Origin of the sequence: Geobacter sp. (genome assembly GCF_030834625.1) — a bacterium.
GTDB lineage: Bacteria > Desulfobacterota > Desulfuromonadia > Geobacterales > Geobacteraceae > Geobacter.
On sequence record NZ_JAUQXO010000015.1, the window covers coordinates 1 to 19,041 of the forward strand.

General features: G+C 54.7%; 21 protein-coding genes. 2 read left to right on the plus strand and 19 right to left on the minus strand.

Translation table 11 applies throughout. From position 1 onward, the window contains the following. Nucleotides 1–137: 137 nt before the first annotated feature. From RCH91_RS03050 to RCH91_RS03065, 4 genes are all read right to left on the minus strand, one after another. Entirely contained in the window at nt 138–1,325 is a 1,188-nt protein-coding gene (locus RCH91_RS03050; RefSeq protein ID WP_306533066.1) for a hypothetical protein, read from the minus strand. Between the two features lie 45 nt (nt 1,326–1,370). Beyond that, the gene (locus RCH91_RS03055) at nt 1,371–2,540 is read right to left on the minus strand and encodes an IS4 family transposase (protein ID WP_306533067.1); all 1,170 of its coding nucleotides are present in this window, start codon (nt 2,538–2,540) and stop codon (nt 1,371–1,373) included. A gap of 217 nt (nt 2,541–2,757) precedes the next feature. Further along, nucleotides 2,758–2,976, minus strand: coding sequence for a PEP-CTERM sorting domain-containing protein (locus tag RCH91_RS03060; protein WP_306533068.1), 219 nt, complete (start codon nt 2,974–2,976; stop codon nt 2,758–2,760). A gap of 130 nt (nt 2,977–3,106) precedes the next feature. Further along, the gene (locus RCH91_RS03065) at nt 3,107–3,424 is read right to left on the minus strand and encodes a hypothetical protein (RefSeq protein WP_306533069.1); all 318 of its coding nucleotides are present in this window, start codon (nt 3,422–3,424) and stop codon (nt 3,107–3,109) included. Nucleotides 3,425–3,933: 509 nt separating this feature from the next. On the opposite strand from RCH91_RS03065, the gene RCH91_RS03070 reads away from it, so the two are divergent. Together RCH91_RS03070 and RCH91_RS03075 are read left to right on the plus strand one after the other, a co-directional pair. Beyond that, on the plus strand, nt 3,934–4,293 hold the full coding sequence (locus RCH91_RS03070; protein WP_306533070.1) for a response regulator: 360 nt from the start codon (nt 3,934–3,936) through the stop codon (nt 4,291–4,293). Nucleotides 4,294–4,347: 54 nt separating this feature from the next. Beyond that, nucleotides 4,348–5,211, plus strand: a complete 864-nt coding sequence (locus RCH91_RS03075; protein WP_306533071.1) for a chemotaxis protein CheX — start codon at nt 4,348–4,350, stop codon at nt 5,209–5,211. Between the two features lie 82 nt (nt 5,212–5,293). On the opposite strand, the gene glyA is transcribed toward RCH91_RS03075, so the two are convergent. The 15 genes from glyA to pnp all read right to left on the minus strand — a co-directional run bounded on the left by glyA (nt 5,294) and on the right by pnp (nt 19,034). Next, nucleotides 5,294–6,541: a serine hydroxymethyltransferase gene (glyA, locus tag RCH91_RS03080; RefSeq protein WP_306533072.1), complete on the minus strand. Its 1,248-nt coding sequence runs from the start codon at nt 6,539–6,541 to the stop codon at nt 5,294–5,296. 92 nt (nt 6,542–6,633) lie between these two features. Next, on the minus strand, nt 6,634–7,080 hold the full coding sequence (gene rpiB, locus RCH91_RS03085; RefSeq protein WP_306533073.1) for a ribose 5-phosphate isomerase B: 447 nt from the start codon (nt 7,078–7,080) through the stop codon (nt 6,634–6,636). A gap of 12 nt (nt 7,081–7,092) precedes the next feature. Then, nucleotides 7,093–8,325 carry a beta-ketoacyl-ACP synthase II gene (gene fabF, locus RCH91_RS03090; protein WP_306533074.1) on the minus strand — a complete coding sequence of 411 codons (1,233 nt, stop codon included), beginning with the start codon at nt 8,323–8,325 and terminating at the stop codon, nt 7,093–7,095. 93 nt (nt 8,326–8,418) lie between these two features. Continuing rightward, entirely contained in the window at nt 8,419–8,652 is a 234-nt protein-coding gene (acpP, locus tag RCH91_RS03095) for an acyl carrier protein (RefSeq protein ID WP_004511463.1), read from the minus strand. Nucleotides 8,653–8,750: 98 nt separating this feature from the next. Beyond that, a complete protein-coding gene (fabG, locus tag RCH91_RS03100) occupies nt 8,751–9,491 on the minus strand; it encodes a 3-oxoacyl-[acyl-carrier-protein] reductase (RefSeq protein WP_306533076.1) in 741 nt (246 codons plus the stop codon). An 8-nt stretch (nt 9,492–9,499) separates the two neighbouring features. Beyond that, on the minus strand, nt 9,500–10,423 hold the full coding sequence (gene fabD, locus RCH91_RS03105) for an ACP S-malonyltransferase (protein WP_306533077.1): 924 nt from the start codon (nt 10,421–10,423) through the stop codon (nt 9,500–9,502). A gap of 22 nt (nt 10,424–10,445) precedes the next feature. After that, a complete protein-coding gene (locus tag RCH91_RS03110; RefSeq protein ID WP_306533078.1) occupies nt 10,446–11,426 on the minus strand; it encodes a beta-ketoacyl-ACP synthase III in 981 nt (326 codons plus the stop codon). A gap of 13 nt (nt 11,427–11,439) precedes the next feature. Continuing rightward, nucleotides 11,440–12,480 (minus strand): phosphate acyltransferase PlsX, encoded by a 1,041-nt coding sequence (gene plsX / locus RCH91_RS03115; protein ID WP_306533079.1) that lies wholly within the window; start codon nt 12,478–12,480, stop codon nt 11,440–11,442. 42 nt (nt 12,481–12,522) lie between these two features. Continuing rightward, nucleotides 12,523–12,705 carry a 50S ribosomal protein L32 gene (rpmF, locus tag RCH91_RS03120; RefSeq protein ID WP_306533080.1) on the minus strand — a complete coding sequence of 61 codons (183 nt, stop codon included), beginning with the start codon at nt 12,703–12,705 and terminating at the stop codon, nt 12,523–12,525. Nucleotides 12,706–12,718: 13 nt separating this feature from the next. Beyond that, on the minus strand, nt 12,719–13,258 hold the full coding sequence (locus RCH91_RS03125) for a DUF177 domain-containing protein (protein WP_306533081.1): 540 nt from the start codon (nt 13,256–13,258) through the stop codon (nt 12,719–12,721). A gap of 176 nt (nt 13,259–13,434) precedes the next feature. Further along, nucleotides 13,435–14,046, minus strand: a complete 612-nt coding sequence (locus RCH91_RS03130; RefSeq protein WP_306533083.1) for an L-threonylcarbamoyladenylate synthase — start codon at nt 14,044–14,046, stop codon at nt 13,435–13,437. 5 nt (nt 14,047–14,051) lie between these two features. After that, the gene (locus tag RCH91_RS03135; RefSeq protein ID WP_306533084.1) at nt 14,052–15,158 is read right to left on the minus strand and encodes an aminopeptidase; all 1,107 of its coding nucleotides are present in this window, start codon (nt 15,156–15,158) and stop codon (nt 14,052–14,054) included. A 15-nt stretch (nt 15,159–15,173) separates the two neighbouring features. Beyond that, nucleotides 15,174–15,623 carry a dUTP diphosphatase gene (gene dut / locus RCH91_RS03140; RefSeq protein WP_306533085.1) on the minus strand — a complete coding sequence of 150 codons (450 nt, stop codon included), beginning with the start codon at nt 15,621–15,623 and terminating at the stop codon, nt 15,174–15,176. A gap of 7 nt (nt 15,624–15,630) precedes the next feature. Then, nucleotides 15,631–16,887: a pitrilysin family protein gene (locus RCH91_RS03145; RefSeq protein WP_306533086.1), complete on the minus strand. Its 1,257-nt coding sequence runs from the start codon at nt 16,885–16,887 to the stop codon at nt 15,631–15,633. 53 nt (nt 16,888–16,940) lie between these two features. Then, the gene (gene pnp, locus RCH91_RS03150) at nt 16,941–19,034 is read right to left on the minus strand and encodes a polyribonucleotide nucleotidyltransferase (protein WP_306533088.1); all 2,094 of its coding nucleotides are present in this window, start codon (nt 19,032–19,034) and stop codon (nt 16,941–16,943) included. Nucleotides 19,035–19,041: the final 7 nt, after the last annotated feature.

A 19,041-nucleotide genomic window follows, 5' to 3' on the forward strand; every position in this document is an offset into this window, starting at 1 on the left:
AATACATCGAGATATTCTACAACCGCCAACGACGCCACTCGCGCCTTGGCTATCTGGCCCCGGCCGTGTTTGCCCTGAACTTCTGCACAAACACGGCCGCCGCTTGAGTTGGGAGTGTCTACTATTGACAGGACACCTCAGGTCGAGAAGACCGTCGCCGGGTCAACAGGATCGAGCAACGGCGCCGCCAAGGTCGAGGTGTTCTTCACCGCCGGCGTTCCGGTCATGGTGCATAAGACGCTGCCGCCGCGGGTGACGGTGACGGTTACGCTGATGGTGCCGTCTTTCAGGCCGCAGGCTGCAATGCCGCTGAAGGTGGCTGTGCCGGCCCCTTGGGTTGCGGCGAACGAGGCGCTGGAGACACTCTTCCCGGTCTGGTCGGTGAGCGTCACCACGAAGGTGTCTGAGGAGAGTGACCCTTCACCGAAGCTCACTTCACCACCCACTGCCGCGCAGGAGCTGTCGGTTATCTGGTCATAGACGGTGCCGTTCTTCACCCGGGCGCCCATGACGGTCGATGTTTGTAATTCCATCGGCGCTACCGCATTGCAGCTCAGACTCACCTTGGCGTTCCCGCCGTTGCTGCCGAGGGTCAGGGTGCCGGTGAGGGTGTTTCCACCGTTTCCGCTCCCCGGAACGAAATCGACCTGAAGGTTGGTGCTCTGTCCGGGAGAAAGTACCAGAGGCAGAGGAGGGGCACCACCTGTCGACCAGGAGAAACCAGTGCCGGCAAGAGTTGCCTCACTTACCACGAGGGAAGCCGTGCCGGTGTTGCTGACCGTCACATTATTGGTGGCGATCAGTCCTTCCATGACCGGCCCACACTCCACAGCCGTCGGGGCGCTGATGACCGGGGTTGATGTGGGGACCAATATGCCGTACGGCAGGACGTTATAGCTGAACCGGACGGTAGAGGATCTGACAAACCTCACGCCGAACGTAACCTTCCCTCCGGGAGGGAGTGTCCCTCCGGAAAGTTTGGCGCCAAGATCATAATAGTACTTCCCATAGGGGACGGTTCCCGGTCCTCCCAGCGCTTCGGGCATCTGGACTCCCGAAGTGCTCGTGGTGATGACCGCACGGAGCGGGGTGGTAATCGTCCTTGTTGAAGTGTTTGTAATGGTAACGTCAGCGGTGCTGGTGACCGTGCGGGCAACGTTGTTCAGGGTGGAGCGCTCATTGGTCGTGCTTACAGCAAGGTAAGCGCTGAGATCCTCTGGCTGCTGGCCTTGGGCGAAATTTGGCAACAACAAAAGCAGCAGTGCCAGGCAGGAAATAAATGAAAAAACGGACCTTCTTCCCCTTCCGGTTGCTCTGGTAAGCATGGTGCGCCTCCTCACCGTTAATGCTTAGAAGCCACTACTATCCGGTTAATAGTTGAATAAATTTAGCTGGTTGCTGACGACAGGGTCGGGATTTTGCTTAAGGGCTTCCGCAACCAGCGATGAAATGGGCTTTTTCTCGAACAAATTGACCTCAAGGATCTGTAGAAAAGTGTAGAGCGAGCACTGAATGCCGAGTTTCTTCTTGGTGATCGCCACCAGCAGATAGATGCACAAGGCTACCCATATCTGGCTCTTTACCGCATTGACCGATGTCCCGATGAACGACTTGATCCGCAGGTGCTGCTTGATCCATTTGAAAAACAGCTCCACCTTCCAACGCTGCTTATAGACCGCCGCTACAGTCTCTGTGGGGATCTCGAAGTTGTTCGTGAGGAACACAAGCCGTTTGTTTCGTTCTTTGTCAACAAAGCTGACCCGGCGTAACCGCTCCGGATAGCCTTTTTTCGACTTCTGCGTTACCAGGGTGATGATCTGGTCTGCCCGTACGCCAGTTTCCTTGTTCTTCGGATTGGAGTACAGCCGCTTGCACTTCAGGTTGTCCTTGGCGCGAACAACAAAGAACGCCCCCTGCTGGTGAATGGCGTACAGCCGCGCGAAGTCGACATAACCTCTATCCATCGCATAGAAGGCATCCTTTTCAACCGGCAGATGATCCAGCATCCTGACATCGTGGACCTTGCCGGTGGTTATGGCTACCCAGGTCGGGATCGGACCGCGCAGATCAATGAGCGTGTGCATCTTGACCGCTGCCTTGGTCTTGCGGAAATCGGCCCACGGAAACAAAGAAAGGCACAGGTCAATGGTTGTCGAGTCGAAGGCGTACAGAGGCTGAGCAAGCTCGACTGCGATCGAATCGCTCTGATATTCCTTTTGCGCCATGCGGATCAGAACATAGCCGAAGTCCTGAAAGATGCGCCAATCCCTGCGTTCGTTGGCATCGGCAAGAGTCGTTCGGGAGATGTCGCCACGGAAACCGATGTGGTAAAGCTTCTCCTGATGTGAGTTCAGGCAGGTTTCGATATCCCGCAGGCTCTCGCGACCGGCCATCTGGGCGTATCCCAGGCAGAGGAACTGGTCATAGGTTGAGAACTTCTTGATCCTGTGCTCACCTCGGTATCGGCTGACGCAGAGATTGAATTCGTACCGGGGCAAAAACTGCAAAAGCTGCTTGAAAACCGTTTTGCCGGATTGCATCGCCACCCTCCTGTGAAGTCAGAAAGGTAGCACCCGAAACGAATTCAAATCGAAAAAAGAACAATTATGTCAAAGAGCTATAAGAATCAGTTGGTTACAGAAGTACATTCGAACTTTACCGGACAGTAGTGCTTAGAAGCATGTAACCTCTGAATCTGCGTAGCTTGGGCTAAACAGCGGTAATCTTGGGCACGGCATGAAGCCGCCTTTGCCCAACCTACCCTCTTCCTCGTCTCATCCTGAAGGCAAGAAGCGCCAGGATGCCGCCCCCTGAGAGGATAAACGTCGCTGGTTCAGGGATAACGGCAGGCTCCGCAGCCTGATCAATGCCGACATTGTCGAGAAGAACCTTACTGTCGTTATCGATGTAATTCATGTCGAACAGCTCAAATACCGGTACGACGTAGGCGTATCCGTTGTGAAATTCAAGGCTCATGTGCGACCACTCCGGACCTTTCCCACTTGCGCCGATTGCTGCGACGCTGTCGAACACGCCGTTGTGGTCCAGACTGAGGAGTGGAAGCGCCGCATCGAATCCCCCCGGCGCCAGATTGAACCCTCTCAGGTCATTCGTGAAATAGAGGGTGGCGAAAAAGGTGTCGAGGGGGCTCCAGGGGTACGGTGCCGGACAAGCGGTTCCTGAAGTCGAATTCAAAGGTGTAATCGCCCGCAGCCAAAGGGATCCCCTGATAAAGGATGCTGTATGTTGCCCCGTTATCGCCCAGTACCGCTTCTTCATTCTCAACGGTGACATCCCCCAGGGTCGTCCAGCCGGAAAGGGCGGTGGAGAAATCACCGTAGTGCAGGGGCTGCGCCGAGACATCGCCTGAAAATACTAAAGCGGAGAACAGCGATACGATAAGAGTCAGTCGACAAGCGTTCATAATCGATCTCCTTTGCCCATGGGCTTGAAGCAGCTGTTGAAATTAATCCTGAAACACTAACAGTCGGAATTTTTTACGATTCTCAGAACAGGGAGGGCACACAATGAAAGGATGTGAGGCAGGAAAATTTCAGGAAAGATGTAAAGTTTAAGCCTAATAATTCAGGAGTTACATTGATCAGGAAGAAAGAAGAAGGTGCCTTTGATTTAATACGCCATCCTTGGCTACTCCTTAAATTTTGATTTATTAATGTTGTCCAAGCATTTATTGTGCCACCACATGGTCCTCCGGTTATTGCCCCAAATATAGGATGATTTGCCACATCGCATAATTATTACCACAAAGACAAATGTAAAAGTTCTCGACAATACGAGCAATTTTTTACAAATCCGACACCAAGACACAGAGTGGCGAAAAATTTTTCTAAATATTTACTCCTACTTGCCGATACAAATAGTACAGAGTGACAAGACGCTTCGAGCATGAGTATAGTCTGGAAGGAGGAGTGCATGAAGAAAGTATTGATTGTGGACGACAGTATCTCGGTGGCCCGCCAACTGGACAAGATCCTCAGCGAAAGCGGCGAGTTTCATGTTGTCGGCCACGGCAAGAACGGCATGGAGGCCATCCGGATGCACCAGACCGAGCACCCTGACATCATCTGCATGGACATGAACATGCCGGGGATGGACGGACTGACTGCTCTGCGTACCCTGGTGGCCCTGGACAAGAATGTAAAGGTGGTCATGATCACGTCGCTCGGCGGCGTTGGCGACAAATTCACCGAGGCCCTGCGTCTCGGCGCCCGCACGGTTATCTCAAAACCGTTCGAGGCGGACAACATTCTGAATATTCTCCGCGAGATGTAGAGACATCGCTCGATACCACGTTACGAAACACTTTGTTCTCAAGGAGGACAGCATATGGCAGTGAAGTTTTTCGGACAGTTTCTTGTTGAAAAAGGGGTCGTTTCGAGGGAAATACTCCTGCAAGCCATAGGGCTGCAAGAATCGGTTAATCTCAGTTTCGGAGCCACTTCCCTTGCCATGGGCATTCTCACGGAGGCAGACATTGAGAGAGTCCACAATGCTCAACGGATCGAAGATCTTCGCTTTGGAGACATGGCGGTCAAGCTTGGCCTGTTAACAGGCGATCAGATGATGCAGGTGCTGGCGCGGCAGAAGAACACTCACCTCTACATCGGAGAGGCCCTTGTCAAGGTTGGGGGGCTCCAAGCCGATGCTCTGCCGAAATACCTGGACTATTTCAAAGCCGACCAAGCCCAGTACATAACCGATACCGTGACAATTCCGGCTGGTATCCCCGAGCCGAAGGTTTGGGAGATGGTGGTCGACCTCTCCTACAAGATGCTCACTCGCGTGGCACTCCTCGTTTTCCGGCCCGAACCCTGCTTCGTGGCCGAGCGACTGCCCGCCATGGATATCTACGCAGCCATGGATTTTACGGGCGATATTTCGGGCAGCTACCTCATGGGCGTTACCGCTGCAACCCGGGCAAAAATCGCCAAGGCAATCCTCAAGGAACCGAACGTCGACAACGAACCCAAGGAAGTCCTTGACGACACCGTCATGGAATTCGTGAACGTGGTCATGGGAAACATTGCCGCCAAAGCGGCACAGATCGGCAAATCCGTCGAGATAGCCCCACCCGAGATCATCGACACTCCCGACGGCATTCCGGTCCCGGCGGGCCATAAAGCACTCTGCTTTCCGGTCTGCCTGTCCGATGGCGACCGCGTCGAGCTGGCGGTCTTCATAAAGGAATAGACTCCGGCTTCCACGGCAGTTTAAACGCAAAGAGGGGGAATGCATGGTGCATTCCCCCTCTTTGCGTCGTGGTCAATGAAAACTACTTCAGACGATTGGCATAAAGCGGGAAGCGGCTCATAAGGGCGTTGACCTTTCCCTTTACCTCCGCAAGCTTCGCCTCGTTCTCCACGTTCGCCAGCGCCTCGGCGATAAAAGCAGCAACCTCTGCCATCTCAGTCTCTTTAAGTCCGTGGCTGGTTGCGGCAGGCGTACCGATCCGGAACCCCGAGGTAACGAAGGGTGAGCGGGTTTCGAAGGGAACAGTATTCTTGTTTACGGTGATGCCCGCTTTGTCAAGGGCCTCTTCGGCCACCTTGCCGGTCAGCTCGGTGCCCGTCAGATTCACCAGCATCAGGTGATTGTCGGTACCACCGGAGACGAGCCGGAAGCCACGCTTTACGAGCTCGTCGGCGAGAGTTTGCGCATTCTTGACGATCTGTTGCTGATACGTCTTGAACTCCGGGGCAAGGGCTTCCTTGAAGGCCACCGCCTTGGCCGCGATCACGTGCATGAGCGGCCCCCCCTGGATGCCGGGGAAGATATTGGAGTTGATGGTCTTGGCAAACTCCTCGCGACAGAGGATCATGCCGCCTCGGGGGCCACGCAGGGTCTTGTGGGTCGTGGTAGTGACGAACTCTGCATAGGGAACCGGGTTCGGATGGAGACCAGCGGCCACCAGTCCCGCGATATGGGCCATGTCCACCATGACCAACGCCCCCACCTTGTCGGCTATGGCCCGGAAAGCGGCAAAGTCCAGAACCCGCGGGTATGCGCTGGCCCCGACGATAATAAGCTTCGGTTTGTGCTCAAGCGCCAGACGTTCGACTTCGTTGAAGTCAATGGTCTCGGTTCCCTGCGAAACGCCGTAGGGAACCACGTTGAAGAAGCGTCCCGAGAAGTTGACGGGGCTGCCGTGGGTCAGGTGCCCGCCATGGGAGAGGTTCATGCCGAGAATGGTGTCGCCCGGCTTGAGCACCGAGAAGTAAACCGCCATATTGGCCTGGGAGCCCGAGTGGGGCTGTACGTTCGCATGGTCGGCGCCAAAAAGTTCTTTAGCCCGATCAATGGCGAGGTTCTCCACCACATCCACATGGTGGCAGCCGCCATAGTAACGCTTGCCGGGATACCCTTCGGCATACTTGTTGGTCAGAACCGACCCCTGGGCTTCCAGCACTGCCTCGGAAACAAAATTCTCGGACGCGATAAGCTCCAGATTGTACTCCTGGCGCTCGGTTTCGTGACGTATTGCCTCGGCAACTGCCGGGTCAAAGGTTGCAAGAATGGACATGGTAGACTCCTTTAACGATTACAAAAAGGAAAACGGGACCGTTGACAGTCCCGTAGTGCATTTCTTTCGCCAGTCGGCCGAGGCCGGCCGGGCTACTTCATCAGTTCCCTCTCAAGGGCGGCAATCTTGTCGAGTCTTCCCTGGTGGCGGCCCCCTTCATACGCGGCATCGAGCCAGGCGCAGACCATTTCCCTGGCCGTCGCCTCGTCGAGTACCCTTCCCCCAAGGACCAGTATATTGGCATTGTTGTGCTCTTTTGCCATACGTGCCATGAAGGGGTCGGTCGCCAGAGCCGCCCGAACATTGGGAAACTTGTTGGCGACAATGGACATCCCGATACCAGTCCCGCAGAAGAGTATGCCTTTCTCCGCTTCACCAGCAGAAACCTTGCGGGCAACCTTGATTCCGAAGTCGGGATAATCGACCGAATTGCCGTTATCTGTTCCACAGTCCTCTACGGCAGCACCCCGCTCAACAAGAAGTCTCTTGATTGCGTCCTTCAGTTCCAGACCACCATGATCGCTTCCGACGAGTATCACCGTATCACCTCGCTAGATCTTCTTGAAGAGGAGCGTGGCGTTGGTACCGCCAAAACCGAAGTTATTGCTCATGGCGTAGGTGATCTTCGCGTCACGTGCTGCGTTGGGTACATAGTCGAGATCACACTCTGTATCGGCTTCCTGATAGTTGATGGTCGGGGGAACCACACCCTTTTCCATCGCCATGAGGGTAAAGACCGCCTCAACACCGCCAGCAGCGCCAAGAAGGTGACCGGTCATAGACTTTGTGGAGGATACCATTACCTTCTTCGCGTGATCACCGAAGACACGCTTGATGGCGAGGGTTTCATAGTAGTCATTGAAAGGGGTGGAGGTGCCATGGGCGTTGATGTAACTAACCGCCTCCGGATTGACGCCGGCATTGCTAAGTGCCATCTTGATGCAACGGGCCGCTCCCTCCCCTTCCGGGGCCGGCGCTGTCAAGTGATAGGCATCGCCTGAAAGACCATATCCCACAATCTCGCCATAGATCTTGGCACCGCGTTTCTTGGCTGCCTCGTATTCTTCGAGAATCACGATACCGGCACCCTCCGCAAGAACGAAGCCATCACGGTTCTTCTCAAAGGGTCGTGATGCACCCTTGGGGTCATCATTGCGGGTGGAAAGGGCCTTCATCACTGCAAAACCACCAATACCAAGCGGGGTTACCGTCGACTCGGTGCCGCCAGCGATCATTGCGTCTGCATCTCCCCGTTTGATCATGTGGTAGGCATCGCCGATGGAGTGAGTGCCGGTTGCACAGGCCGAAACCGAAGACAGGTTCGGCCCTTTTGCGCCGAACTTGATAGAGATATGCCCAGGCGCCAGGTTGATGATGAGCATCGGGATGAAGAAGGGAGAAATCTTCCTGTAGCCCCCTTCAAGCATGGCCGCATGATATTTCTCAATGGTCGGCAACCCGCCGAGACCGGCTCCAACAAGCACCCCGACCCGCTCGGCGTTCTCGTCGGTGATTGTGAGCCCCGAGTCCTCCATGGCAAGTTGCGCTGCACCCATGGCGTACTGAATGAAGAGGTCCATCTTCTTGACCTCTTTTTTGTCAATGTAATCCTCTGGATTAAAATCTTTTACTTCACCGGCAATCTTTACGGGAAGTTCCGAGGCGTCAAAGCGGGAAATGAGGTCTATACCCGACTGTCCCGCGACGAGTGCATCCCAGTTCTTGCCGTTGCCGGTCCCCAAGGGAGAAACGGCACCGACTCCCGTCACAACAACTCTTCTCATAGTGGCGTGCTCCCGATGTTCTGGAATTGTTCAGAGATGGCGGCATTGCCGCTTTTAGTGAAAAAGGGGAAGGTTTTCCCTTCCCCTCTGTGCTTAGGTGTGCTCGGTGATATAGTCGATGGCGTCCTGTACGCTCTGGATCTTCTCTGCATCCTCGTCGGAGATCTCGATATCGAACTCCTCTTCGAGAGCCATCACCAGTTCCACGGTATCAAGAGAGTCGGCACCAAGATCGTCCATGAACGATGCCTCGTTCGTTACCTGTGCCTCATCGACGCCGAGCTGCTCGGCAACGATCTCTTTAACCCTTTTGTCTATCGCTGACATGCTTTTTCACCTCCGTTTGGTTTTAACCCTGTTCAGGTTTTCGGTTAATTTTTCTAGCTACATACCATGAAACAATCAGATTGCGAAAGATAATTTTTTCACATGTACATGCCACCATTGACAGAAAGAACATGTCCCGTGATGTAGTCGCCCATGGGCGATACAAGGAAGAGGACGGCATTGGCAACATCATCCGGCGTGCCGAGGCGCTCCATAGGAATCTGCTGCAAAAGCCCCTCCCGCACCTTCTCAGAGAGAACCGCCGTCATGTCGGTCTCAATGAACCCGGGCGTTACAGCATTGACCGTGATTCCCCGCTTGGCGAGTTCCCGAGCAGCCGACTTGGTAAGTCCGATCATACCGGCCTTACTGGCGCAGTAGTTTATCTGCCCCGCGTTTCCCATCTCGCCCACAACGGAGCTGATATTGACAATGCGGCCACTGCGGGCCTTTGCCATGAGCTTTGCTGCCTCGCGGACACAGTTAAACGCACCCTTGAGGTTCACATCGATAACTGCGTCCCAGTCTGCATCCTTCATCCTGAGAAGCAGTCCGTCCTTTGTTATGCCCGCGTTGTTCACCAGGATGTCAACTTTGCCAAAGGTTTCGACCACCGCGGCAAACAGGGCATCAACGGATGCCGGATCGGCCACATCGACAGCCAGAGCCAGCGCCCTTCGCCCCAGCGCTTCGATCTCAGAAGCAGTATTTCGGGCAGTTTCCAGGGTCGTGGCAGTCACCACCAGGTCAGCCCCATCCTGGGCAAGTCTGAGTGCAATGGCTCTGCCGATCCCGCGCGAGGCGCCCGTTATGATTGCAACCTTACCTGCAAGACTCATGGCTCCCCCTACCCGATGACCTTCATTCCTGCAGCATCTTCGACATTCTTCGTGACCACCTCTTTGTCAATCCTCTTCACGAGGCCCGACAGAACCTTTCCGGGACCGACCTCGACGAACTCGGTAACACCAAGGGCCACCATCTCGCGAACAGAGGCATCCCACAGAACCGGCGCGCTCACCTGACGCACGAGAAGCTCGTTCACGCGCCCCTTGTCCTGGTTGGGCTTCGCCTCGACGTTTGTCACAACCGGAGCAGCGAGGTCGCCAACCGTAACCGCAGCTAGAACCTCAGCAAGCCGTTCGCCAGCCGGCACCATGAGGCTCGAATGGAAGGGAGCACTCACCGTAAGAAGCATCGCCTTGCGGAAACCTTTGGCCTTGGCGATCTCGATGGCCCGATTGACGGCACCGGTGTGACCGGCGATGACAATCTGTCCGGGCGAGTTAAAATTGGCAGGAGAAACATCTTCACCCTGGGCCGCTTCAACACAGATAGCAGCAAGGACATCGGGCTCGATGCTGAGCATGGCAGCCATGGCACCAACGCCCACCGGCACAGCCTCCTGCATGAAAGTACCGCGGGAACGAACCGTCCTCACCGCGTCGGCGAACCGAAGGGCGCCAGACGCTACCAGAGCGGAATACTCTCCAAGGGAGTGGCCGGCCAGATAATCAGCAACAAGACCAGTTTCCGCCTGAAGAACCCGCAGGGCAGCCACGCTCACCGTCAGTATAGCCGGTTGCGTGTTGGCGGTCAGCTTGAGCTGGTCTTCGGGCCCTTCGAAGCAAAGACGCGAAAGACTGCTCCCAAGCGCGTCGTCCGCCTCCTGGAATATCTGCCGGGCAACAGAAAAATTGTCCGCAAGGTCTTTCCCCATTCCAGGATACTGGGAGCCCTGACCGGGAAATATGAACGCTCGTTTGCTCATGACAATTCCTTTTCGAGAACGATTACCAACGCACCAAGGCCGATCCCCAGGTGAGTCCGCCGCCAAAGGCATCGAAGAGCACAATGTCTCCCTCGTTGATTCTGCCACCGCGGTTAGCCTCATCAAGGGCCAGCGGAATGGAAGCAGCCGAGGTATTTCCATAACGGTCGAGATTTACGTAGACTTTGTCAGCGCCGAGCCCGAGCCGCTTGCCAATGGCATCGATGATCCTGCGGTTTGCCTGGTGGGGAATGAAAATACTTATATCAGAGGGGGTGAGGCGATTTGTTTCCAATGCCTGAAGTGCAGCGTCCTCCATGGCACGCACTGCCAACTTAAACACCTCATTCCCCTGCATCACGAGAAAGATCTTCCGCTCGTCCAGGGTTTGCTGTACGGCTGGGTTTCGGCTGCCGCAGCCAGGCTGGTAGAGAAGTTCCCAGTAAGAACCGTCGCTGTGCAGATGGGTCGAAAGAATCCCCCGCTCACCCTCGCACGCCTCAACGACCACGGCTCCGGCACCATCGCCAAAAAGAAGACAGGTATTCCTGTCGGTCCAGTCAATAATTCGGCTCAAAACCTCGGCACCAATGACGAGTGCCTTGCGTGCCGTACCTCCCCGGATAGCATTATCCGCAATCGAGAGGCCATAGACAAATCCTGAACAGGCAGCAGCTATATCGAAGGCAGCAGCTTTCTTGGCTCCGAGATTGCTCTGGACGAGGCAGGCAGTTGCGGGGAAGGGAAAATCGGCAGTAATGGTTGCAACAATAATAAGATCAATCTCTTCAGCAGCTACTCCGGCCATCTCAAGGGCTCGCTCCGCGGCCCGTGTTGCAAAGGTCGAAGTATACTCCCCCTCGGCGGCGATGCGCCTCTCCCTGATCCCTGTCCTAGTGGTTATCCACTCATCAGTGGTATCTACCATTTTTTCCAGGTCGAAATTCGTGCGGATGTTCTCGGGCACTGCTGAACCTGTGCCGGTAATTCTCGTTCTAGTCATCCACATGCCCCTTCTAGCCGGCAACCGACTCTTTGACGGGATCCCGTTGCTGCATGTATGCGGTGAACTCAGTCTCCAGCTTTTCTGCGAGCCGCTGATTGACTCCTTTGCGAGCGTAATCATTGGCGAAGATGATCGCGTTCTTGATCGCCTTGACGTTTGAGCCGCCATGGCAAATCATGGCAACGCCGTTGATCCCCAGAAGCGGCGCACCACCGTATTCAGCATAATCTACCTTTTTCTTGAAATTCGAGAATGCCTTGCGAGAGAACAGATACCCTAGCTTGGAGAGAAAGCTCTGCTTGATTTCATCTTTCAGCATTTTGCCCACGGCTTCGGCAAGTCCTTCAGACAGCTTCAGAACAACGTTACCAACAAACCCGTCGCAAACCACCACATCAACCATTCCATTAAAAATGTCACGGCCTTCTACATAACCAACATAATCAAAGGAAATGTTCTTCAGGATAGAATTAGTTTCGCGGGTGAGTTCATTCCCCTTGCTGTCCTCTTCGCCATTGGAAAGAAGCCCGATACGTGGCTGCTCAACTCCCATAACGTGGCGAGCGTACACTTCACCCATGATGGCAAATTGGACGAGGTGAATAGGCTTGCAGTCGACGTTACCACCAACGTCGAGAACAAGGGTCCTGCCACGTAAAGTCGGGAAAATTTGAGCGATCGCAGGCCGATCGATCCCTTTGAGTCGCTTCAGGACGAACATGCCCGCAGCCATGGTTGCTCCGGAATTTCCGGCGCTCACAACAGCGTCAGCAGAACCACTCTTGAGAAGCTCAAAAGCAATGCGGATTGATGAATCTTTCTTGCGCCGAACGGCATCCGAAGCAGCATCATGCATCCCAACCACTTCGCTAGCATGATGAAGTGCAATGTCAAGTCCTTGGACTTTATGCTTGCCCAACTCCTGACGTAGTCGCTCCGTATCACCGACAAGGGTGATGGCAATGCCGAACTCACGTGCGGCTGCAACTGCCCCCTCAACTTCAACAGAAGGAGCATTGTCGCCCCCCATGGCATCGACCGCTACTCTCATGGTACTCCTGGACAATGGAAAGTCAGGCTTGACGAGGAAAAATCAGATTTCTTCGCTCTTGATGACTTCTTTGCCTTTATAGGTGCCACAGGAGGCGCAGGCGCGGTGGGGGAGCTTCGGAGCCTTGCACTGGGGGCAAACGGAAGCAGCCGGGGGAGTAAGGAAATCGTGTGCCCTTCTCATGTTTTTGCGGGATTTGGACGTTTTCTTCTTAGGTACTGCCATGATATTTCTCCTTTTACTTTTCTACTTTTAAATTCTTCAGCGCGCTAAACTTTGGATTGAACGAGGCTCGTTCACACCCACAGTCACCTTCATTGAGCTCGGCACCGCACACAACACAAAGCCCATGACACTCATCGCTACAGAGTGGCTTGAGCGGCAACTCCATAATCACCTGCTCGGCGATTTCAGGGGCAAAATCGATCTCGTCACCTTCATAGGATACGGAGATAAGGTCCTCTTCGGCGAGTTCGACCTCATCCTCCTCGGAATTGAGCCGGTTACCTTTAGAGTAGAACATCGTAAACGCCGAATGAATATCTGAGTCAAAAGCTGAGAGACAACGGGAGCAATCGAAGCGCATTTTGACTGCCACACTCCCCTTGACCCGAATATGTCCATATTCCCTCACAACCGACAATTCAACCGCAAGAGGTGAGAGGAATTCGCTCTCGCCTCTTGCTTGAAGTTCCACCAGTGAAGGAAACGCTTCGTGAGGTTCTTCGAAGAAGAGAAGCTTTGGCTGCTCTGTTATGTCATCAACTCTAATTTTCATTAACAATCAGCCTATTACCCGAAGCCCATCAGTATAGTGAACTGCTTCGCATTGTCAAGAGAAATGAACCGTAAAGAAAACCGCCCTTACGGGCGGCCGGATGTTTTCTCATACCCTATTATCGTTGTATTTGCAAGCAATTTGGCGTGCCGGACATCGGCGACCCGTGCTCTGAATCACTCCTCGCACCAGCTCACATCACCCACGCCGGCGCGAAGCACTTGGGGGTAGTCTCCAATGAGGCTTACAACCGAGCTGACATCGGCAGAGAGAATACCCCCGTCGACGACAACGTCCAGCTGCTTTCCCATCCCGAGTTCGACGAGGTATGGGTCGCCAATGGGTTCTTCACCGGAAAGATTAGCGCTTGTCGTGATAATGGGATGCCCCAGCGCCTTGACCAGGGAAAGGCAGATACGGTTATCCGGAATCCTGATGCCCACCGTCTTTTGTTTTGTCACAAGGAGATCAGGAACAATACTGGTTGCATCGAGGACAAAGGTGTAGGGACCTGGAAGATGACGTTTCAGTATTTTATAGGCGTAATTACTGACCTTGGCATAGCGGGCCACTTCGGAGAGGTCGGAGCAGATGAAGGAAAATGGTTTCTTTTTCTCGCGCTGCTTGAGGAGATAAATCCGTTCGATCCCCTTTTTGCTGAAGATACTACAGCCGATGCCATAGGTCGTGTCTGTGGGATAGGCAATGATGCCGCCGTCCTTCAGAATTTCGACCACGTTCGCGATAAGCCTCGGCTGTGGATTCTGATGGTTAATTTCAAGGAGCATAGAGATTACAGTTGCTTCGGATTGAGGGAAACGAGGTCTTTATGCACAAAAACGCCATGCTTCTGGATGAGGACATCGTCAAACCATATCTCTCCGTCGCCTTTGAGGAGTTTCACCATATCCCAGTGAACAGCCGAACGGTTGCCGTTGTTGCACTCGTCATAACATTGGCCAGGGGTGAAATGTATGGAACCGAATATCTTCTCGTCAAAGAGGATGTTGCGCATAGGTTCACGGATGTTCGGATTCACGCCAATGGCAAATTCACCGATGTAGCGGGCACCTTCATCGGTGTCGAGGATACGGTTGAGATCTTCTTCCAAGGCCGGTGCCGTGGCCTTCACAATCCGTCCCTGCTCGAACTGAAGTCGGATGCCGTTGAACTCCTTACCCTGGTAGATAGTCGGGCAGTTGTAGGTAATGTACCCTTCCACCGAATCACGGACCGGTGCTGTAAAAACCTCTCCATCGGGAATATTGAAGCGTCCATCACACTTTATACCGTTCAACCCCCTGATGCTGAAGGAGAGATCGGTGTCTGATGCCTTGATCCTCACCGTATTGGCCCTGTCCATCAGGCGTTTCAGCTTGTCCTGCTTGCGCGATTCAGCCTCCCAATCGATGCAGCATGCGGCGAAGAGATACTCTTCGTATTCCTCGAGGCTCATCTTCGCTTCCTGCGCAGCACCGTGGGTCGGATAACGGGTTATTACCCAGCGGGTGTTCTTAACGCGCCAGTCGACGATGGGGCGGGTGATCTTCGACCATGCAATCATATTCTTCTGGTTAGCCTGGGCCATCACCATTGAATTCTGGGAACCGGAGATGGAAATATAGACCGTAACCTGCTTCATGAAATCCAGCTTGTGCTGGGGAAAGAAAGAAAGTTGCGCCTTGGTCGCTGTGTTGTAGAAATGGCGGTCAATTTCAGAAACCTGAAATGAATACTCGACATACTTTGCCCCCCGGGCGAGGCAGAGGGCGTAGAGTTCTTTGACGAGAGGGATGCAATCGGTGCCGGAAGCACTAATGAGAACCACATCCCCCTTCTTTACCCGCGTAGAGTAGGTTACGAGCACTTCAGCGAGTTGACGTATGCGCGGATCATTCATCGGACGTACTCCCTTTCATCGGCCGGTGTGGCCAAATCCCCCGTCACCCCGTGCTGTCTCGTCGAGTTCGTCCACCTCAAGAAGTTCAGCGCGGACAAAGGGGGCAAACACCATCTGGGCGATCCGCTCTCCCCGCTTTACCACAAACGTCTCACTACCGTGATTGATGAGAATTACCCCGATTTCGCCGCGGTAGTCAGGGTCGATCGTGCCGGGGGAATTCACCAGGGCGATCCCGTGCCTGAGGGCAAGGCCACTTCGAGGTCTCACCTGGGCCTCAAAACCGTCAGGGAGCGAGATGGCAAGTCCGGTCGGAACCAGCTTCCTCTCCCCCGGTTTCAGGACGAGATCATCGTCGAGATCGGCACAGAGATCCATTCCAGCGGCATGGGGTGTCATGTAACACGGAAAATTCTGCCCCTCCGCGCGCCGCACACGTCGCACCTTCACCACACACTGTTCCATGGGTCACCTACAAAACAAGATGCGAGAGATCCGGAACCTCTCCGGGTACCTTGCCAGTTAGGGCAAGCGTCACATAATCGACCGTGAAAAAGTCATTGGCCAAATCAAGAATACCGTCGGCAGTAACCCCATCGAATCCGTCGGTCAACTCGGCGAGGGAAAGGTAGCGGCCAAAATAGATCTCGTTTTTAGCAAGCTTGGTCATCCGATTGTCGGAACTTTCTAGAGACAGGAGGATATTTCCCTTGATTTGCTCACGGGCAGCATCAAGTTCAGTCGTGGTTACCAGTTCTGTCTTCAGTCGTCTAAGTTCGGTACATGTTATTGTCATGACGTCATTGAGCTTTTCAGGACTTGTACCGGCATAGATTACGAGAGATCCGGCATCGGTATGGGAAACCACGTAGGAGTATACCGTGTAGGCGAGCCCCAGTCGCTCGCGAATCTCCTGGAAAAGGCGCGAGCTCATGCTTCCACCGAGGATGGTGTTCATGAGGTAAACTTCAAACCGTCGGGGATGGTTGTGTGGCAGTGACTTGGTGCCAAGACAGATATGAAGCTGCTCCAGATCCTTCTCAACCACCTCCACCTTTTGGCCGTATACAGGGAGATGGCAGAAGTCACGCCCTGTCCCCTCAGATACACAATCGAAACTGACGTTTATGAGTCTCAGGAGCTCGTCGTGGCGAACATTGCCTGCCACGGCAATAATAATGTCTCCGGAGCGGTACATTTCGTCCCGATGAGCCAGGATTGCATCGCGGGAGAGGCTGCCGATGCTCTCAGCGGTGCCAAGTATCGACATGCCGAGGGGATGCCCCCTCCAGAAGCTGCGATGAAAGAGATCGTGAACATAGTCGTCAGGAGAGTCCTCCAGCATGCTGATCTCCTGGAGGACTACCTTGCGCTCCTTCTCGATCTCGTCCGGATCAAACGTTGAATGGAGAAAAATGTCGGTAAGAAGATCTACGGCTTGTGGAAGGTTTTTATCGAGGACCTTGGCGTAGTAGCATACGTACTCATGGCTTGTGAATGCATTGAGCACCCCCCCGACAGAGTCAATCTCGCGGGCGATGTCAAGTGCCGTACGACGCAAGGTCCCCTTAAAGAGGAGGTGCTCGATGAAATGGGCTACGCCATTGTGCTCCCGCCGTTCGTGGCGGGAGCCGTTGGCGACCCATATTCCAATGGACACCGAGTGGGCGTGGGGCATGTACTCGGAGATGACCCGCACGCCGTTATCGAGGATCGTTTTGCTAACCATGGATAAGACTATACCGCGGAGTTGGAAGTTTACCAGCGGGATTCCCGGGGACACTACTCGGGCAGCACGGCCCCCAGGGCTTCCTTCCGGGACAGCTTTATCTTGCCTTGCTTGTCAATACCGATGCACTTTACGAGGACCTTGTCACCCTCTTTGAGGATGTCGGTGACGTTCTTGACCCGCTCGGTATCGAGTTCGGAAATATGGACGAGGCCATCGGTGCCGGGGAAGATTTCGACAAAGGCCCCGAAGTCCATGACCTTCCGGACGGTACCCATGTAGAGCTTGCCCTCTTCGGCTTCTGCCGTCAGGTCGCGAATCATCTTGATCGCCTTGTCGCAGGCCTCTTTGTTGGTGCTGGCAATATTGATCTTGCCGGTATCCTCGATGTCGATGGAAACACCCGTGGCCTCGGTGATCCCCCTAACGTTCTTGCCGCCGGCACCGATGACGTCGCGAATCTTGTCGGTCTTGACCCAGATGGTAGTGATGCGGGGAGCATAGGGAGACAGGTCGGTCCGGGGAGCCGTGAGTGCATCGGCCATTTTGCCAAGGATATGAAGCCGCCCGTCTTTGGCTTGGTCAAGGGCCTTGCCCATGATCTCGCGGGTCACTCCGGTAATTTTGATATCCATCTGGATGGCGGTCACACCCTTTGCGGTGCCGGCCACCTTGAAGTCCATGTCTCCCAAGTGGTCTTCGTCGCCAAGGATATCGGAGAGGATTGCAACATCGTCACCTTCCTTGATGAGACCCATGGCGATACCGGCAACCGGCGCCGTGATCGGCACACCGGCGTCCATCATGGAAAGAGCGCCGCCGCAGACAGAGGCCATGGAAGAAGAACCGTTGCTTTCCAGAATGTCCGACACGATCCGAATGGTGTAGGGGAAATCGTCGTGCTTGGGCAAGACCCGCTCAAGGGCGCGCTCGGCCAAAAAGCCGTGGCCAATCTCACGGCGACCCGGAGCAAGGCGGAAGCTTGTTTCCCCCACAGAGAAGGGAGGGAAGTTGTAGTGGAGCATGAACCGCTTCCTGCTCTCTCCGTAGAGGGAGTCGATCCGCTGCTCGTCACTGGATGTGCCGAGGGTGGCCGCAACAATCGCCTGGGTTTCACCGCGGGTAAAAAGTGCTGAGCCGTGGACGCGGGGAAGCAGACCAACCTCCGAGGTGATGGGCCTGATCGTCTTGGTGTCGCGGCCATCAATCCTCTCGCCGTCCTTGAGGATATGCTCACGCACCAGCTCGTACTCGAAACCTTCAAGGAAGCCTTTGATCTCGGCGCTACGTCCGGGGAAGTCAGCCTCAAGGGCCGACATGGTCTCATCTGCAATGGCGCCGATGCGTTTGTGGCGCTCCTGCTTCGACTGAATCCTGACTGCGTCCTTCATCTGGGCATAAGCAAGCTCTTTGACTTTCGTCTGCAGAGCCCCATCAACAACCGGCGGAGCGATTTCCCGCTTGGGGACGCCCGCCAGCTTGCGCAGTTCGATCTGGGCATCGATGATCGGCTGGACAGCGGCATGGCCGAAGAAGATGGCCTCCAGCAGGTCGGCTTCGGAAATCTCCGCAGCGCCACCCTCTACCATGATGACCGCATCGCGGCTCGCGGCAACAATAACTTCAAGGTCGCTGGCAGCCAGTTGCTCAGCGGTCGGGTTGCAGATCAGCTTCCCATCTACACGGCCGACCTTCACGCCGGCAATGGGGCCGAAGAAGGGAATATCGGACACTTCAAGAGCGGCCGAAGCGCCAATCATGGCGAGGATACCCGGGTCGTTATCCTGGTCCGCGGAAACAACGGTTGCCATGATCTGGGTATCATTGAGGAAGTTTTCAGGAAAGAGCGGCCGGATCGGACGGTCGATGAAGCGGCAGGTAAGGGTCTCATTCTCCGTCGGGCGCCCTTCCCGCTTGAAAAAACCACCGGGAATCTTGCCGCCGGCATAGGCCTTCTCCTGATAGTTGACCGTCAGGGGGAAAAAGTCCTGACCTTCCTTGGCGGACTTGACCGCCACCGCGGTAACAAGGACCATGGTTTCACCGCAACTGACCATCACAGCACCACTCGCCTGCTTTGCCATTTTGCCGGTCGCAATGGTTATCGTTCTACCACCGAAATCAACCGTTACTTTCTGTTCATTCATACTCTGG

Bases quoted from the DNA above. Each gene is read 5' to 3' on its own strand.
- RCH91_RS03050 (WP_306533066.1), bottom strand. From the start codon at position 1,325: ATGCTTACCAGAGCAACCGGAAGGGGAAGAAGGTCCGTTTTTTCATTT.
- RCH91_RS03055 (WP_306533067.1), bottom strand. From the start codon at position 2,540: ATGCAATCCGGCAAAACGGTTTTCAAGCAGCTTTTGCAGTTTTTGCCC.
- RCH91_RS03060 (WP_306533068.1), bottom strand. From the start codon at position 2,976: ATGAGCCTTGAATTTCACAACGGATACGCCTACGTCGTACCGGTATTT.
- RCH91_RS03065 (WP_306533069.1), bottom strand. From the start codon at position 3,424: ATGAACGCTTGTCGACTGACTCTTATCGTATCGCTGTTCTCCGCTTTA.
- RCH91_RS03070 (WP_306533070.1), top strand. From the start codon at position 3,934: ATGAAGAAAGTATTGATTGTGGACGACAGTATCTCGGTGGCCCGCCAA.
- RCH91_RS03075 (WP_306533071.1), top strand. From the start codon at position 4,348: ATGGCAGTGAAGTTTTTCGGACAGTTTCTTGTTGAAAAAGGGGTCGTT.
- glyA (WP_306533072.1), bottom strand. From the start codon at position 6,541: ATGTCCATTCTTGCAACCTTTGACCCGGCAGTTGCCGAGGCAATACGT.
- fabF (WP_306533074.1), bottom strand. From the start codon at position 8,325: ATGAGAAGAGTTGTTGTGACGGGAGTCGGTGCCGTTTCTCCCTTGGGG.
- acpP (WP_004511463.1), bottom strand. From the start codon at position 8,652: ATGTCAGCGATAGACAAAAGGGTTAAAGAGATCGTTGCCGAGCAGCTC.
- fabG (WP_306533076.1), bottom strand. From the start codon at position 9,491: ATGAGTCTTGCAGGTAAGGTTGCAATCATAACGGGCGCCTCGCGCGGG.
- fabD (WP_306533077.1), bottom strand. From the start codon at position 10,423: ATGAGCAAACGAGCGTTCATATTTCCCGGTCAGGGCTCCCAGTATCCT.
- RCH91_RS03110 (WP_306533078.1), bottom strand. From the start codon at position 11,426: ATGACTAGAACGAGAATTACCGGCACAGGTTCAGCAGTGCCCGAGAAC.
- plsX (WP_306533079.1), bottom strand. From the start codon at position 12,480: ATGAGAGTAGCGGTCGATGCCATGGGGGGCGACAATGCTCCTTCTGTT.
- rpmF (WP_306533080.1), bottom strand. From the start codon at position 12,705: ATGGCAGTACCTAAGAAGAAAACGTCCAAATCCCGCAAAAACATGAGA.
- RCH91_RS03125 (WP_306533081.1), bottom strand. From the start codon at position 13,258: ATGAAAATTAGAGTTGATGACATAACAGAGCAGCCAAAGCTTCTCTTC.
- RCH91_RS03130 (WP_306533083.1), bottom strand. From the start codon at position 14,046: ATGCTCCTTGAAATTAACCATCAGAATCCACAGCCGAGGCTTATCGCG.
- RCH91_RS03135 (WP_306533084.1), bottom strand. From the start codon at position 15,158: ATGAATGATCCGCGCATACGTCAACTCGCTGAAGTGCTCGTAACCTAC.
- dut (WP_306533085.1), bottom strand. From the start codon at position 15,623: ATGGAACAGTGTGTGGTGAAGGTGCGACGTGTGCGGCGCGCGGAGGGG.
- RCH91_RS03145 (WP_306533086.1), bottom strand. From the start codon at position 16,887: ATGGTTAGCAAAACGATCCTCGATAACGGCGTGCGGGTCATCTCCGAG.
- pnp (WP_306533088.1), bottom strand. From the start codon at position 19,034: ATGAATGAACAGAAAGTAACGGTTGATTTCGGTGGTAGAACGATAACC.